Annotated in this window: 11 protein-coding genes; 2 read left to right on the forward strand and 9 right to left on the reverse strand. The window is 61.9% G+C overall.

Features of this window, described 5'->3' with window-relative positions; translation table 11 throughout:
- Positions 1–28: 28 nt before the first annotated feature.
- The 3 genes from ACXJMY_RS30900 to ACXJMY_RS30910 form a co-directional block, all read right to left on the reverse strand.
- Positions 29–1,219, reverse strand: coding sequence for a hypothetical protein (locus ACXJMY_RS30900; protein WP_456623127.1), 1,191 nt, complete (start codon positions 1,217–1,219; stop codon positions 29–31).
- Positions 1,220–1,290: 71 nt separating this feature from the next.
- Entirely contained in the window at positions 1,291–1,614 is a 324-nt protein-coding gene (locus ACXJMY_RS30905) for a hypothetical protein (RefSeq protein WP_456623128.1), read from the reverse strand.
- A 63-nt stretch (positions 1,615–1,677) separates the two neighbouring features.
- Complete coding sequence (locus ACXJMY_RS30910) at positions 1,678–3,477, reverse strand: adenylate/guanylate cyclase domain-containing protein (RefSeq protein ID WP_456623129.1); 1,800 nt, start codon at positions 3,475–3,477, stop codon at positions 1,678–1,680.
- Positions 3,478–3,704: 227 nt separating this feature from the next.
- Here ACXJMY_RS30910 and ACXJMY_RS30915 point away from each other — a divergent pair, with 227 nt between their 5' ends.
- Positions 3,705–3,905 (forward strand): Spy/CpxP family protein refolding chaperone, encoded by a 201-nt coding sequence (locus tag ACXJMY_RS30915; protein ID WP_456623130.1) that lies wholly within the window; start codon positions 3,705–3,707, stop codon positions 3,903–3,905.
- A gap of 423 nt (positions 3,906–4,328) precedes the next feature.
- Positions 4,329–6,020, forward strand: a complete 1,692-nt coding sequence (locus tag ACXJMY_RS30920; RefSeq protein ID WP_456623131.1) for a Spy/CpxP family protein refolding chaperone — start codon at positions 4,329–4,331, stop codon at positions 6,018–6,020.
- A gap of 221 nt (positions 6,021–6,241) precedes the next feature.
- On the opposite strand, the gene ACXJMY_RS30925 is transcribed toward ACXJMY_RS30920, so the two are convergent.
- The 6 genes from ACXJMY_RS30925 to ACXJMY_RS30950 all read right to left on the reverse strand — a co-directional run bounded on the left by ACXJMY_RS30925 (position 6,242) and on the right by ACXJMY_RS30950 (position 16,169).
- On the reverse strand, positions 6,242–7,888 hold the full coding sequence (locus ACXJMY_RS30925) for an efflux transporter outer membrane subunit (protein ID WP_456623132.1): 1,647 nt from the start codon (positions 7,886–7,888) through the stop codon (positions 6,242–6,244).
- 47 nt (positions 7,889–7,935) lie between these two features.
- Positions 7,936–9,117, reverse strand: a complete 1,182-nt coding sequence (locus ACXJMY_RS30930) for an HlyD family secretion protein (protein ID WP_456623133.1) — start codon at positions 9,115–9,117, stop codon at positions 7,936–7,938.
- Positions 9,114–9,452 carry a DUF3302 domain-containing protein gene (locus tag ACXJMY_RS30935; protein ID WP_456623134.1) on the reverse strand — a complete coding sequence of 113 codons (339 nt, stop codon included), beginning with the start codon at positions 9,450–9,452 and terminating at the stop codon, positions 9,114–9,116. Before ACXJMY_RS30935 ends, ACXJMY_RS30930 begins: the two co-directional genes overlap by 4 nt.
- A gap of 361 nt (positions 9,453–9,813) precedes the next feature.
- Entirely contained in the window at positions 9,814–11,535 is a 1,722-nt protein-coding gene (locus tag ACXJMY_RS30940) for a SulP family inorganic anion transporter (protein WP_456623135.1), read from the reverse strand.
- A 458-nt stretch (positions 11,536–11,993) separates the two neighbouring features.
- Positions 11,994–12,335: a hypothetical protein gene (locus ACXJMY_RS30945; protein WP_456623136.1), complete on the reverse strand. Its 342-nt coding sequence runs from the start codon at positions 12,333–12,335 to the stop codon at positions 11,994–11,996.
- A 459-nt stretch (positions 12,336–12,794) separates the two neighbouring features.
- Complete coding sequence (locus ACXJMY_RS30950) at positions 12,795–16,169, reverse strand: AAA family ATPase (protein ID WP_456623137.1); 3,375 nt, start codon at positions 16,167–16,169, stop codon at positions 12,795–12,797.
- Positions 16,170–16,208 lie beyond the last annotated feature (39 nt).

Consider the following 16,208-nt stretch of genomic DNA (forward strand, 5'->3'; position numbering starts at 1 on the left):
TCGGCCGGGCAAAAGGGACAAGGCCCGGTCAGGGCCACTTGGTCGGCCACTCGGCGGTTGCGTGGGCGAGCACCGAGTAGAGCGTCGGACAATTGATGCGGCTTGTCGTGTTGTCGTGCAGCAGCGCTCGCCAAATACCGGCTGCAATGTGACGACTTCCAGCCGAGTCGGAAGCATAGTGGACGCCGAGACGTTCGCGGTTCTTGGCGATACGCCCGGCAAGCCAAAGCAGCGGCGAATCAATCTCGCGACGCCCTGCCAGTGGGTTTCGGACAAGTGTTTGTGTGCCCGACTGCGTGCTTCCGAGAGTACTAATGGGAGTAGGCGTAGTGTTGGGGTTCGGCGGAGAACTGGAAATCTGAAAGACACCAGCCACCCCGGTCGTTATCACATAGTAAGTCGTTCCGGGCGTAATCGGCGCCGGAAGCGCGCCACCAGCCGTCGTCTGGAAAAACACCGGGTCGCCGGCGTTTAGCGCCACGTTCCCCGTGACCACAGCGGGGTTAGCCAAAGAAATGGTCACCGTTACGGGTAAACATGGGTCGACTGCCTTGCCCGGCGAACCGTTGTATGGAGCGGCGAACAAGCCGTAGCGCTGGCGAAGCGCCGGTATTTCCAGGAGCAGAAGCGCGATGAAATGACCGATGAAGGAATGCCCGCTGGTAAACGACGGATGGGCGGGAGGACCGAACGGAGGCGCCAGGCCTGGACATAACGTCGATGGGCGAACGCGGCTGAACTGCTGCTTGTAATAAAAATATGCGACGTTACCGATGGCGTACCCGCAGTTGACGAGCTCCATTGTCCACGGGCGCCGTGATTCACTCGTATCGATGAAGGCAGTAATGTAGCCGGCACTGCCATCCGCCTGCTCGATGATTTCGGCCATATAGCGATCGCGATCGTCCTGCATCAACATTTGCAGTTGTTCGATTTCGCCGAGGATCGAGTTGAAGGCCGCGCCCTTCGCCGCGGTCCATCCGGCAGGCGAGGCGCCGGCGTTCGCGTTAGGATTTTGAGGATTTAAAAGGGGATCGGGCTGCCACGCCAGATCGAGGCTCTCCAGCCAGCTTCTCGCCAGCAGGTCAGCCCGACCGAATTGCCATTGATGGGGCTGGCCGCCGAATTCGCGCGCCGCCATGATTGACGGTCGAGAAGGATCGACGGCCTTCAGCCATTGAGTGAGATGACGGTCGTATGGAAGCGTCCAGAACCGCAATGCCGGGTCCCAATCATCGGTCGTCCATTCGAGGAACGCATCCTGCCCGGTTGCATCGACCYGATAGGGATCTACAGTTTCCTGCCACGGATACGGCGGATTCCCAGCATCATCAGGAGTAAAGTCGAGTGCCCAAGGTCGAAAGTCCAGGTCCGAGGGGGTTGCGTAAAAACTGCGCCCCGTGCCCGGCCCCGCTTCGGCACTGTACGCCGCACCGGCTCCTGCGCCCGCTCCAGCACCTGCACCCGCTCCAGCACCTGCACCCGCTCCAGCACCTGCGCCCGCTCCAGCACCCGCTCCAGCACCTGCGCCCGCTCCAGCACCCGCGCCCGCTCCAGCGCCTGCGCCCGCTCCAGCGCCTGCGCCCGCTCCAGCGCCTGCGCCCGCTCCAGCACCTGCGCCCGCTCCTGCTCCAGCTCCCATAATAAGCCTCCCAGGTGCTTGAAATTTGTATTTGGCTATTCCGGCAACCCCGCGGCGCGCAATCCCTTCGCGAAACGATCCAGATCATCCTTCCGCAGCGGATACCAGGAAACGAAAGTTGAGACTCTAAACGATGGTTCGATTTCGAGAAGCTGTCGAGCCGCCAATTCAGCTCCAGCTTCGTCACCCGAAAGTGCAAGCGCGGCGGCCAGAGTTCGTACACAGGGACGAAAAAGTAGATTTGCCCGCCGTGACCTGTTCAGGTAAACGATCGCTTCATCGTATCGCCCAGCGACGAATTCGGCAATTCCCGCCACGATCCAAAAATAGAAGTTCAAGGGATCAAAGGGATTGAGACGCCATACGTTCTGCAATCGCTCCAGCGCTTCGTCGGGCCGCCCCAAATAGGCGAGCGTCAAGGCGCTCAAACCCCATGCGAACGCCAAGTTCTCGTTGAGGGCGAGCGCCCGCCCAAAAAGCTCCATCGCTTCTCCCGGTGATTTTCCCATGAAAGAGAGGATGTGCCCGGCCACGGCCAGCGCAAACGGATCGTCGGGGTCGAGTTCGATGGCGCGCCGCGACACGATGAGGGCGCGCGCCCGGTCGCCGTCGGGATCCAGCGACCAACCTTCGCCAAACTGGAAGTTCAGCCACCACGCAAGGTAGGCATGGGCCTGCGCATAGGACGGATCGAGCACGATCGCCCGTTCCAGCAGTTGACCCGCCTCCCGGTGGCTTTCTTCGGTGAGGAGATACAGAAGCGACATCGCGCGGAGGACGCAGTGGAATGCATCCAAACTCTCGGTCGGGCGGTCAGCGACGCGAGCCGTCTCAACCGCACGGACGCGCGGCTCAATGGAGGACAGTATGCTTGAGGCAATACGATCCTGAAATTCGAACAGGTCGTCGGTAGATCCCTCGTACTTCTGGGCCCAGATCGCGACATTCCCCAAAATGTCGGTCAACTCCGTATTGATTCTCAGTCGCGTGCCCTGGCGTTGCACGCTGCCGTCGAGCAGGTAACGAACATCGAGCTCAGTGGCGATCTGTCGCAAGTCTTTTCCCCCGGCGCGATAACGAAGGGTAGAATTGCGCGCAATGACGTAAAGTGACCGATTTTTGGAGAGGCCGGTAATGATCGAGTCTGTGATCCCCTCACCGTAATAGTTGTCGTCGTCGGTACCGCTAATCGTGCGGAACGGCAGCACGGCGAGCGTCGGCCTCGACGCCCATTGCAGGTATGGCTGCGCGAGCTGGTGGTCTTTGTCTCCCTCGGTCCATTCGACGGAATATACATGAACGGTTCGCATGATATTTTTCATCACAGGCGCGCCGAGGTGATGAAATGTCAGTGGCAATCGATTCATGACATAGTCGCGGACCGCCGCCGTGACGACTATTTGGCCGGGCTGCGCGGCCTGGTGGATACGAGAAGCAACGTTAACGCCGTCCCCCTGCAATATTCCATCCTCGTCGATGATATCGTCGACGTTGATGCCAATGCGAAGATGCAGCGCGAATGGATCCTTGTCGCCGACGGCGCGCTCTTGAACACGCTGAACGTCGGTAGCCCAACGCACCGCGTTCACAACGCTCGGGAATTCGACCAGCACTGCGTCGCCTGCGATCTCGGCGATCCGTCCACCGTGCCGAGCCATGTGAGGCTCCATAATCTCGGTCCGCAACGCTTTCCAGCGCATGACGGTATCGACGTCCCTCAGACCCATGAGCCGGGAAAAGCCGGCTACATCGGCAAAAGCTATGGCAGCAAGCCGCCTCGTAATGATTGACGGCGCGATGGATGGCGCCTCTGTCGCTTGCTCAGCCTGATTCATGCGCACATTGTCATTTTAAAGGACCAAGTACCCCGGCACCTTCCGAGCAGTGACGCGCGATCGCGGAACACTACAACATTCGGTTGACCCGCGCGACCATCATTGAGCTGGCGTCTCGTTGTCCCGCCAGTGTCTTGCGACACGAAGCCCGGAACCACGAGGTGGTCCTCAAACCAGACTTGACGTCCGTCCCCCGCCCCCAAAAGAGCCGGCGTCACCCTACAGAAATGCCAACATCCGCCTCGGGTCATTCGCGACCGGGTCGAGCCAGCAGCAATTCCGACCAATGTCCGCTCGGAAGTCAATTCAGAGAGGCCACGCTGACGACCGCCAAGCTGGTCGAACTCGCCCTGGACGAGTTCTATGCCACGCTGAGCAGCGAGCAGAAGGCGCGCTTCAACACGCTGCAGCAGGTCGCGAGCCCGTGAGGGCAGCACTCGTGGGAGTTGCACCGCTGTCCTGTGCCGCTCGATGCAGGTGCGTAGCACCTCGACCATCGACTTGCCCCACCAGTCGATGAAGAGGATCTCGATCTCTCAATAGCCGGATTTCTCTTGAGGCTGCCTGCGTCGGAAGATCGCAATGCCGGCCGCTGCCAACAACGAACCATTCCGCCACCCGTGCGTTGAAAGTTGTGGGCGATTTCGAGTTTGGGAGCGAGGATCATGCTTCCGCGTGGCGTTTGCCTGACGGCTTTTTTGGTTGGTGTCTCGATGCTGGCGACGAGCGTCGGCGCGTCCGCCCAGGGACCAGGCCAGGGACACGGAAGGGGTGGACCAGGGCCGGCGGCAGCGCCGGCGGCCCGGCCGGCACCACCACCTGCCATGGCTCGTCCGGCAGCACCACCTGCCATGGCGCGGCCCGCCGCGCCGGCGTTCCATCCCCCTTCCATGCCGCAGCGACCGACCATGGCGCCGCATCCGGCGCCGCACATCGCCTCACCACCGCCGCGCCCAACTCCCCACTTCGCTGCGCCGCCGCCGCGAGCCGCCCCGCATGTGGCGGCGCCGCGGCCTGAATTCCATCGGGCACCGGCCGCGCCGCAACGTCCGGCGATGGCACCGCGACCGGCGCCGCAGATCGCCGCCCCGTCACGGCCAAACGCACCGCCGGCCGTGAGCGAGCGGCTGTCGCGACGGGAGCAGATCGACCAGCGCGCGCAACAGCATCAGCAGCAGATCCAGCAGCGCCAGCAGATGGTGCAGCAGCGGCAGCGCGAGGTGCTGTCGCGCCAGACCGCGGAGCGCCAGACCCGGATCGATCGCCTGCAGCAGCGCGTGCAGCAATTGCAAACGCAAAAGCCGGAAGGCGCGCGGGCGCAGCGCGAGCAGCAACGGATGCTTCAGACGCAGAACCGCCTGCTGCAACGCGAGCAGCGCACGCAGCAAACTGATCTGGCGCGCCAGCAGCGGCTGGGACTGCAGGCTCCCACTGCAACCGCTGCGGCAACCGCAGCGGCGGCCGCCGCGCGAGCCGCCGAGCGCGGGCGGTTTGCCGGGCGCTTCCGCGAGCAGGCAACTGCGCAAACCCAAGCGGCCCTCATCACCCGCCAGAGCGGCTGGGCGCCCCGGCAGGCCTGGCGACACCGCCATCCCGCGGTGTTCGTGGCGTGGCTTGGGCCGGTGTTCTGGCCTTACGCCTATTCCGACATTTTTGACTACACGTTCTGGTCCTATGCTTACGAGCCGGGCTATTGGGCGTACGCGTATGACGACTTCGTCGACACCGTGTTCTGGGGTGGTGACAGCCCCTATGCCGCCTATGCCAGCATCAACCCGTACGACTATCCGCAAGCCGGCGGCGGCTCCCGCCCGCGCCAGCGCGCCAGCGCGAGCCCGCAAACGCTGCAGCAATTGTGCGGCACACCGGACAAGGGCGTCACCGCCTGGCCGCTTGCCGATATCGCGCGGGCGGTGCGGCCGACGCCGGAGCAACGCGCGTTGCTCGACGCATTGAAGACCGCGGCGGCCAACGCGGCCGGTGCGTTCAAGGACTCCTGCGCGGAGACTTATGCACTGACCCCGCCCGGCCGCTTGCGCGCGATGATGAACCGCGTCAGCGCGACGCTGGAAGCCGTCAAGATCGTGCGACCGGCGCTGGAGAATTTCTACAACTCGCTCAGTGACGAGCAGCAGGCCCGCTTCAACGCGCTCGGCCCCAATATCGGCGAGCGCTCGCCGCCGCAGCAGCAGGAAGCCGGTACGCAGGAAGCCCGCGCCGAAGCCTGCGGCGATCCGAAGTCCGGCCTGACCCAGTTGCCGATCCAGAGGATCGAGTCTGCGCTCCATCCCGCGGGCAAGCAGAAGGAGGCGCTCGACCGCCTCAGCGAAGCGACGGCGAAGGGCGTTGAGGGCCTGCAGGCGGCCTGTCCGAACGAGGTGCCGCTGACGCCGGTCGGACGGCTGGAGGCGATGCAGCGCCGGCTCGAGGCCATGCTGACGGCCGCCAGGCTGGTCGAGCCCGCCCTGGACGAGTTCTATGCCACGCTGAGCAGCGAGCAGAAGGCGCGCTTCAACACGCTGCAACAGGTCGCGAGCCCGTGAGGGCAGCGTCCGCGGGAGCTACACCGCCGTCTTGTGCCGCGCGACGCAGGTACGCAGCACGTCGGTCATCCCGGTCCTAAACCAGCGCAAGTGTATCGGGTGCAGTCCCGGTAAACACCCTGACACTCGAACGATGGCAACTGGTTCAGACGACGACAGTCGCGATTACGTGCACGACAGGTGTTTATGCATTGCTGCTTGGCCATCTGAGCGGGCGACCATCACCACTCCGGAAGCCGGATCGTCGGTCCGATATCCTCGGGACCCGGCAGGCCCGGAGCCGGCGGTCGCGGCTCGTTCGCAGGCGGAAGCAAATTGCCCCAGTCCGTTCGCGCTCGCATCTGGTCAACCGTTGCCGGGCTGACGAAGTTGCCACCCTCACGTATCTGCCACCCGCCCCCGAGCGCCCGAAACACCGCAGTGAGGCCGAGCGGAACGTTGGCCGAGGCGCCGGCCAGGCTGTTCTGCGCTTGAAGGAGATTCTGTTCGGCGGTCAGTACGGTGGTAAATGACGTCGCGCCCTGCTCATACTGCTCAAGTGCGATCCTGAGGGCACCATTTGCCGCCTCAACGCTGCGGCGAAGATACGCGGCCTGGTTCCGGGATTGCAGATATGTCGCAAGACCGTTGTCCACCTCCTGCTGGGCACTCAACACGGTGTTCTGATAGTCGATCAGCAATTGCTGGAGCTTGGCATCCTGCAAACGAATGTTGTTGGTGATCTGCCCGTAGTTGAGGAGATTCCATTGAAACGACGGGCCCGCAGCATACGCCACGCCCTTCCAACTGACGACTTGACCGAGGTTATGGCCGTTGGCGGTACTGGCCGAGCCGCCGAACGTGCCCGTAATGCTGATTGCCGGATAGAGTTGCGTCGTGGCGATTCCGATCTGCGCGCTCTGCGCCAGCGCGGCGAGTTCGGCGGCGCGGACGTCCGGTCTCCGGCGCAGCAGATCCGCAGGTATGCCAACAACGACGGAGGCGGGCGGCAACGGTATCCTGCCAGCAGATCGTGAAAGCAACATGCCGAGCGACTGCGGCGGAACGCCGAGCAGGACGCAAAGCGCGTTTTGTCCCTGCTGCAATTGTATCGTCAATTGGGGTATTGCCGCACGGGTCTGCTCGAGGACGTTCGTCGCCTGGAAAACATCAAGCTCCGACGTCCCGCCGCCCGTGAACTTTGCCTTTGCGACACTAAGCGCCTGCTCCTGCCTGCGGACATTGGCCCGTGCAATTCCGATCAACTGCTCCGTTGTGCGGATACCGATATAAGTTGCGGTCACATCGGCCAGAAGCGACACCAGAACGCCGTCATAAGTCGCAATCGACGCCAGGTACACGGCATCGGCGGATTCAACTCCGCGACGAAACTTGCCCCAGAAGTCCAGCTCCCAGGCTGCCTGCGCAGCAAGAGCATCGGTCCAGAAATATGAAGGCGTCGCGTTTGGTCCTGCCAGCGGCGTCGCCGCGCTGGTCCGATTGTAAATTACCGACCCCACTCCTTGCTGCACCTGCGGATAGCTTATGCCGATGGCTATTCCCAGCACCGCACGTGCTTGCAGCACCCGAGTCCCTGCGCTCTCCAGCGTCAGGTTTTGGTTGTACGCAATCTGGATCAGCTTGTTGAGGGTCGGATCGCGAAAGCCTTCCCACCAATGTTCGTACTCACGCGGGCCGGATTTAACCGAGCGATTGTCTGCGCCACGAAATTTTTCGGCAAGCGGAGCGACAGGCGCTGTAAAATTCGGCCCAATCGTACATGCCACGGTTGGCAGGAGAAGTGCAGCTACAAGCAACCCACGAATTGACCAGCCAACGGCGCCGATATTTTGCCGCTGCCCAAACGGTGCTTGATGCTGCGTCTCCAAGGCTTTCTCCCCCGCGCGTAGACCCAACTCGTGTGTACCCCTGCAGGTTACGATGACGGCTTTTCCACAGAGGGCATCACGTACAACAGCCACTTCTTCATCCGGATCGTGACCTTCGAAATGACGTGCGTGRCCTTGCCCTTCTGCGTGTAGATCGCTGCCGATCCACCTGATCCGAGCGACAGCTTGCGGGCCACGGCATCGTCGCTGAAATTGATCCGCACTGCATAAAGCCCGTCAGATCCGATACGCGCCGCGTTCGGGATTGTGCCGCTGGTTGTGAATTGCCCACCACCCGTTGCCGGGATGACATAGTCCACTTTCCCCAGGAACAGGCGGCCCGGGTAAGGGTTGAGCACCATTTCCACATCGTCGCCCGGCTCGACATTCGAGAGCCAGTTCTGCGGAAACACCGCGGCGACGGCGGTATCGGACACGTTGACGAATGTTCCGGCCGCAGCAAGCGGCATCGGCACAAGCATGGTGCCGATCTGCACCTGCCAATTCGTGACGTATCCATCACCCGGCGCCGTCATCTTGCATTGCGCGAGGTTAAAGCGTGCGTCGTCCAATTGAGCTTCGATCGCGGGAACATTGCTCTGGGCCGTCCGCAAGGCCGCGGCGGCCTGTTGAGCCGAAGCTTGCGCTTGCGCTAGACCCGCTTCAGCCTGTTGAACAGCGGCGTCCGCTTCCTGGCGTTCTTGCGCAGCCTTGGCCACGTTAAGCTGGCTAATGGCAGCTTTGTCCGCACGCTGAATGTTGAGGGCAATTTGTTCCTGGGTCTTGGCTAGTTCGTCCGCGGCCTTCGCCTTCGCGAGGATGGCCTGCGCATTCGGTATGGCCGTCTTTGCGGTCGCCAGCGCGGCTTCGGCTTGTCCTACGTTGGCCTTCGACGCAGCCAACTGCGCCTCGACCTGGTTCACCGTGTACTGATACGGCGCCGGGTCAATTTCCAGCAGCAAGTCACCCTTCTTCACCCGTTGATTTGCCTCGGCGTGGATCGTCTTGACCTGCCCTTTGACGTAAGGGACAAGCTGCACCACGTACTGGCTGGTCACCATCTTGTCCGTAATCGGCGCCGACTGCGTCCAGACCACCACGACGCCACCGATCATGAATAYGCCCGCGACGATCATGGTCGCGATTATGTAAGCCGTGGGCTTGATGCGCAGGACCTTGAACAGCACGAGAACCATTGCAACGTAGACAATGATCAGGATTGCGATCACGGTCGCATCTCCTTGTCTCCTGCGAGCTGACGCAATGCCGTTACACTGTCACTCCTCTCGGGTTCGACGCCATGCGGCTGAAGTTCGTTCTTTGCTGATTTCATTCCAGACGGCGTTGTAAACGCCCATATGAATGCCACCGGCCACAGCAACCCACCGGTCGCGATCCCGATCCAGCTCATGGCATTGATCGCGCTGGCCTGCGGATGATTCCATTTGCGCGCGAGTTGACCCGGAAGTTTGCCCAGATTGACGACGATGATTACGCCAACAAAGATCAGAACAGCGAACACTGCGAACGCAAACGCATCCAACGCGCCGAATGAAGAATCCATTGGCAGGACTCCATGTGAAGCGCGGTATATTCCGCGCAGGCGCTCGCTGCTCAGTCTATTCCATTCAAGATAAGGGCTTCTGCTTCGCAGACTAAGGCAGAGTTACCTTCGGGTCTATGCGATTCCAGGCAACCATTGTCCGTTTTGGGATTTGGCGGTGCAAAAACTCAAAGCGGCGCAAGGGCGGTGGTGCATCGAACGACGAGGTCCGCAACGGGTCAAAAGCGCCGTTTTGCGAAGGCGGCCAGTCACTTCCGGTCCGCCCCGATAAGCGGACCATTTCGGAGGCCGCTCGGACTTCTCATCAGGGCCGGGATCGGAAGTCAATCGGCATACGTATTCATGCCCGGCATGCCACTTCCTAACGTTTGGCTTGGTCCTCCCAGTCCTCCCACTCTACGTCGTTGATTTCCAGGTAACTGGAAACGGCTGCGCCGATCGTTGGAAAGAAATATTGCTCGCCAAGCTGCGAGAACAGTCCAAATCTCTTCAGCTTGTCCTTGACTGGATCTTTCAGTTCGGCAAAGCAGAACTCGATACCCCGCGCGTGCAACGCCTCGTCCAATTCGGCGACTATATCGCCGGCGGAGACGTCCACGCTGGTGACAGGCTCCGCCGCAACGACCAGCCAGCGTACGGGCGTCGGCGATTTCGCCACGGCGTCCAGTACGCGCTCTTTGAAGAATTCGGCGTTGGCGAAGAACAGCGGCGCATCCCACCGAAACAGGACCAGCCCGGGGATTTGGCGTGCATCCGGATATCTTGTGATGTCGTGATAACCTTTGACGCCATGGGCGCGCCCCAACACGGCGGAGTGCGGGCGCCAACCGTCCCACAAGAACTCGGCGATGGCGATTGCAATTGCCAGACCAATTCCTGGAATCACTCCGAGCACCGCCACGCCGACAAAGCAGACCATCGATAGCCAGAACTCCCACTGCTGAATCCGATAGATTCGCTTGAGGTCGGTGACCTCAAACAAGCCGATCGCAGCGGCGATGACGACGGCCGCCAATGCGGCGGTGGGCAAATGCTGAAGCAGGTTTGGTGCCACCAGCAGAAGGACGGCGATGGCAAGCGCGCCGACGACGCTGGTCAGCTGGGTATGGGCGCCGGCGGCTTCTGCAACGGGAGTGCGCGAAGCGCTGCTGCTGATCGGGAAGCCCTGAAAAAAGCCGGTTGCCAGATTGGCCGCGCCAAGCCCCACCATCTCCTGGTTGGGATCGACATGAGTGCCCAATCGTGCGGCGTAGGCGCGCGAAAGCACGCTGGTGTCAGCGAATGATACCAGCGCGATTGCGCAGCCGCCGACCAGCACCGGGACGATATCGCCGTAGGTGATCCAGGGGATCGCGAAACCCGGCAGGCCCTGCGGAAGAGGACCCAAGACCGCCACGCCGTAACGAGTCCCAAGATCAAGCACGCCGACGATGGCAGTCGCCCCGACGACCGCAATCAGAATGCCTGGCAGCCGCTTGTTGTCCCGGAGCAGCAGGATGACCACCAGCGTGCCGAGCCCAATCCCGAGTGCGGCCCAGTTTGTCTTTCCTTCAAGGATTGCATCGGCGAACGCCCATAGGCTTCGTAAAGGTCCTTCGCTCCCGATCGAGAAGCCGAAGAGCTTTGGCAGTTGGCTGATCAAAACGGTCAATGCAATTCCGTTCATGTAGCCGTACCGTATCGGCTTGGAGAGCAGCTCGGTCACAAAACCCAGGCGCGCGATGCCGGCTAGAATGCACACCGTCCCCGAAACGATCGCCATCATCGCGGCGAGCGTTGCCGCGCGAAGAGGATCGCCACCAGACAGTGGGACGACAACGCCGAGGATGACGGCTGCCAGCGCCGAGTCAGGTCCCAGCACGAGGATGCGGCTGGGGCCGAACACCGCGTAGACCAACAGCGGTACGATCGTTGCGTACAGACCGTAGATGCCGGGCAAGCCCGATGCTGCCGCGTAGGCAATTCCGACCGGGACCAGCATCGTCGCCAGGACGAGTCCAGCGAAGATATCGCGCGGAAGCCACGCCGCCTCATATCGGCGGAGGGTTTCGATGGCCGGCAGCCAGTCGATCCAATGCTTCATTGGCGGTCACTTCCAGACCCGGCCGGGCGCTTGGCCACGCTCACGCATTGGCCGCGATTGGCCCAGCTGGAAGCCAGTCTAGGCTGTTGCGTCCCTCGGCAAGTGGAAAAATGTCACATCTCCGCTCATTCGCGCCAATTTTGCCAGGTCCGCGCCACGTCCGTTTTGGGGTCATTCGCGACCGGGTCGAGCCAGCAGCAAGTCCGACCAACGTCCGTTCTGCCAGGAAGTCAATTCAGTGGGGCCATGCCGACGACCGCCAAGCTGGTCGAACCCGCCCTCGACGAGTTCTACGCCACGCTGAGCAGCAAGCAGAAGGCGCGCTTCAACACGCTGCAACAGGTCGCAAGCCCGTGAGGGCAGCATCCGTTCGTTGCAATTGCGCAGCGGCGCGGGTCCGGGTCGCTCCTCCCTGTGAGACGTGCGGCGGTACGGAATGCAAACGACAGCCGCCGACCTCACGCAGCGGAACTCGTCCCCTGTCGAGTCTCATCCGTGTTGGTGATCGCCTGAGGCGGCGCTATCTCATTCGAGCCGGCGGCATTGCATTGCTGGAAGTGAGCGGACAGCTCAAGATCGGCCAGGTGATCCCAGTATTCTGCTTCCGCGAGCAGCTTCCATTTGTTCATGCTGTTGTACGCGGCCTGTTGACGGCACAACGAACTCATCGCACGCAAGCGTCGCACCTTGTCCACTGCGAACCTCCCTTCGCGCTTGCTTGTTTGCAAGCGCATTTGTGTTGTCGCAATTTCGCAGATTGAATTGACGAGTGATAGTCCGGTGTTTGACGGTGAATCCATGACAGCGCAATCGTCTGACTTTTCAGCGAATAGTCGAGCCGAATGACGCCGGCATTGACGGCAGTAGAAGTCCCCAGCCCTGCCACGCCGATCACAACAATGGCCCCGACGAGTGCACGTCGGGGCCATTCAAGATCATCAGGCATGGGTACATCCGCCGTGCCTTATGATCGTTGAGGCCACGATTACCGCATCCGATCTGGCGCAGACTGTGGCGAGGCTGCGGCATCGGGGTGATGTTATTCTGCCTGAAAGCCGATGGCTGTCCACGTCTCGTTGGTGGTACTCCCACCAGCTCACTCGCCCGCACGAGCTGCCCGCTTCATCGGGGGCCGGTGCCCACCAACGCCACTTTGATTTTCGAGATTGCTCGAGCCTCAGCAGGGCAAGCTTCGGTTCACTGGAAGCGCCAGACCTGCGGCCTAGATGCAAGTGCCTTATGCATCACAAACGACGCCATTAAACCTCAGCAAGTTCCTGCATGAGTAACTTGGCGGAACGAAGGTCTGTTGTTTCGAAGCCTTCCGTAAACCAGCCGTAAACGGAACCAAGGAGGCTTCGCGCGTCGGCGATCCGGCCCTGGTCGCGCCAAAGCCGAGCCAGACTCATGGCCGCACGTAATTCAAAGGATCTCGCGCTTTGGCTTTGGGCAATCTTGAGCGCAGCTTGCAAGTAATTCTCAACCTCCTCAGCCGGAGCACCGCGGATGCGATGCAGTTCGCCGTCAATGCAAGCAAGTTCCGCCTCCCACATATGTTCTTCGTTGCGCGCAGCAATGGCCTTCGCTTCGGCCAGGGTTTCCAGCCCCTTTTCGTCGTCACCCAACTGGTGGTACATCGCCGCGAGCATCCACAAGTACCGGACCTGGTACCAACTGGCTCCGAGCCTGGCCCGCTCGTTCAGACTGAGGCGCATGAGCGCCAGGCCGCCCTCCACGTTACCTTCCTGCGCCATTGCCCAACCCCGCAGGATGAGGCCGCTCAAGCGCCAGTAGTTCAAGCTGTGCTGATCGGCGAGATCGATGATGGCTTCGGCGTGCACATGCACAGCCGCCATGTCACCCATCAGCTCCGCAGGCCCCGCTCCGCCATAGACCTGCACGTGCGCGGTAAGGTTCGTCTGATTTAGCTCCGCAGCGTATTCAAACGCCGCGCGGCTCGTCCTCTGGGCCTGTTCGGGGTAGCCAAGTATCCAAAGCACAATTGCCAGGTAGGGTAACGCCGAGGCCTTCGGGTCATGTACATAGTGAACTGGCGGCGGCCGATGCGTGTCCGGCCGATAACGACTCAGGATCGTTTCGAACTCCGAGCGAGCCGTAAGAAAGTCGCCGGCATGCATGGCGGTGAGCGCCGCCAAACGATGTGTAGCTAGTTCAAGTGCCGTGTCGCCGGTCCGCTCGGCGGCGCGCTGCGCCTCGGCAACAAGGGTCTGCATGGCACCAAAGTCGCCGCGCACGAAGTGGAAAATGAACTTCCCGCTTAGAGTAGCGAACAAGGCACCCGTGTCATCGAGTTCATAACAGAGCGCGTGAGCCCTGCTGAAGGCAGTGCCCAGTTGCGGAGCCGTGTATCCGTGAATGGCGATCAGCGGACCTCCGATCGCCGTTTGCAGCGCGAGTTCCTGGCGATCGCGCTCCGGTCCTTGTGGATTGGACTTGAGTGCCTCCAGTCCCCTTGTGAGGTGAGTGATCGCATCGAGATTGGCGGAACGTCCCGCTGCGATCCGGCCGGCTCGCAGCCAATAGCCGACTGCCTTTCCCGCCAGCCCACCCTGCGTAAAGTGCGAAGCAATCGTCTCCGGCTCCGCCTCCGCACGGGCAGGATAGTGTTCTTCGAGAGCCGCAGCGATGCGGGCATGGATCTGCTGCCGCTTGCTCTTCAAGAGGCTCTCATGCGCGATGTCTTGGACCAGCGCGTGTTTGAAGCTGTAGCCAATATCCGGCGGTGCTCCACGCCGGAATATGAGCTCGGCTGTCAATAGCTCATTGAGAGCACGCTGGAGCGCGTGTTCGTCGAGCGCCGTAACCGATCGCAGAAGGTCGTGCCCGAATTCGCGCCCAATGCAAGCTGCGATCTGGGCGACTTCCTTGACCGGCGCCAACCGATCGAGGCGCGCCATCAACGAGTCCTGCAGCGTCGTCGGGATCGCCAGCGGCGGCAACGGGCCTATCAACTCATAGCGGTTGCCCAGGTCTTTGAGCAGCCCGGATTCAATGACCGCCTTGGTGAGCTCCTCGACAAATAACGGCACGCCATCGGTTTTGGCCAAAATCTGCTCAAGCACCTCTTGTGGAAGTATTTTGCCGCCCGTGACCCGGTCCACCACGGCCGCCCCTTGCCTCCGGCCGAGTCGGCTCAAAGAGAGCGCTGTCACGTGTCCATGGCCTGTCCAGCGCGAAACGAACTCCGGCCGGAAGGTGATAATCATCAGAATCGGAAGTCGCTGCACCTCGTCGACAGCCCGGTCGAGGAGTTCGAGCATGGTAGGATCTGCCCAGTGGACATCCTCGTACACGGCAAGCAGCGGCTGCTTTGCCGACAGACCGTGTATCTGCTCCAGGAGGGCCTGGAACGTTCGCTCTTTCTTCTGGTGTGGACTAAGCGCAAGTGGCGGGTATCTCCCACCTGCCGGAATTGCCAAGAGGTCGGCAAGAACCGGCGCGCTCTCATGCACGTCGTTTGTAGCGAGAGCGAGCATGGCCTCGAGTTTATCGAGCTGTTCTTCGGGAGCGTCCTCCCGTCGTATTCCCGCGGCCCGTTCAAGAAGGCCAATAATGGGGTACAAGGCGGTGTTGGGATGGAACGGCGAACAGAAATGGCTCAGCGGCGTGTGCGGCACACCTGCGAGGTGATCGCGCAGGGCCCGCACGAGTCGTGACTTGCCGATCCCTGCTTCGCCGCCGAGCAGCACGATCTGTCCCTCGCGCTCTTTTGCGCGCTCCCACCGGTCCAAGAGCAATGCAAGTTCTTGGTCTCGTCCGACCAGCGTGGTCGTTGCCATGCCGTGGTGCTGGGCGTCGAATCGACTCTCGGCTGCGCCCTCACCCGTGACGAGCCAGGCCTGTACCGGTCCAGGAAAGCCCTTGAGAGGCACCGTGCCGAGGTCGCGGTACATGAAAGCTTCGCCGAGGAGGCGGCGCGTCGACTCGGCAATCACGACGTCGCCGGGCTCGGCCAGACCCTGCAGGCGTGCGGCCAGGTTCGGCGTCTCACCGATCACAGCGCGCTCGCGAGCCTCTCCCTCGCCCGTCAGCTCGCCGACCACGACCAGACCAGTTGCAATGCCGACGCGAGCGGCAAGCGCCAAGCCGCCCGGCCCGGTAAGGGACGCGACCGCCTTGGTCACCCGAAGTCCAGCCCGGATGGCACGCTCCGCCTCATCTTCATGCGCCCGCGGCCAACCGAAATACGCGAGAACGCCGTCGCCGAGGAACTTGGCTATGTGGCCTTCGAACCGGGCGATCTCGCCCGCGACGGTGTTGTGGTAGGCCTGCATGAAGTCACGCACTTCCTCAGGATCGCGTCCTGAGGCGAGCGCGGTCGAACCGACCAGGTCGACGAACATGACGGTAAGCTGCCGACGGTCCGCCTCCGACGGCAGTGCCGGCCTTATCTGTCCAGCTGGCTCACCAGCATCAATGGGGGCGGCAGCGATCGATGATGAGCGCGCTTGAATCGCCTTCAGCACGGTCTTCCGCGGGCCGAGCGGCAAGCCCAGTTCTCGCAGATCGGCTTCAGTCAGCTCTTGCAGGACATCAGGCGTGACTTCGGCTTCCTGGAAAGCCTGAGTGTAGCGCTCCAGCCCAAGACCGCGAAGCCATTCCGCTATATCCACGCGAAGTCTCCTCGCGCGGCGCCAAGCGATTGGACGGCG

The sequence above is a fragment of the Bradyrhizobium sp. P5_C12 genome (genome assembly GCF_054049735.1).

Coding starts and splice junctions, on each gene's coding strand:
- ACXJMY_RS30935 (WP_456623134.1), bottom strand. CDS start 9,452: ATGGATTCTTCATTCGGCGCGTTGGATGCGTTTGCGTTCGCAGTGTTC.
- ACXJMY_RS30915 (WP_456623130.1), top strand. CDS start 3,705: ATGCCAACATCCGCCTCGGGTCATTCGCGACCGGGTCGAGCCAGCAGC.
- ACXJMY_RS30940 (WP_456623135.1), bottom strand. CDS start 11,535: ATGAAGCATTGGATCGACTGGCTGCCGGCCATCGAAACCCTCCGCCGA.
- ACXJMY_RS30945 (WP_456623136.1), bottom strand. CDS start 12,335: ATGGATTCACCGTCAAACACCGGACTATCACTCGTCAATTCAATCTGC.
- ACXJMY_RS30920 (WP_456623131.1), top strand. CDS start 4,329: ATGGCGCGGCCCGCCGCGCCGGCGTTCCATCCCCCTTCCATGCCGCAG.
- ACXJMY_RS30910 (WP_456623129.1), bottom strand. CDS start 3,477: ATGAATCAGGCTGAGCAAGCGACAGAGGCGCCATCCATCGCGCCGTCA.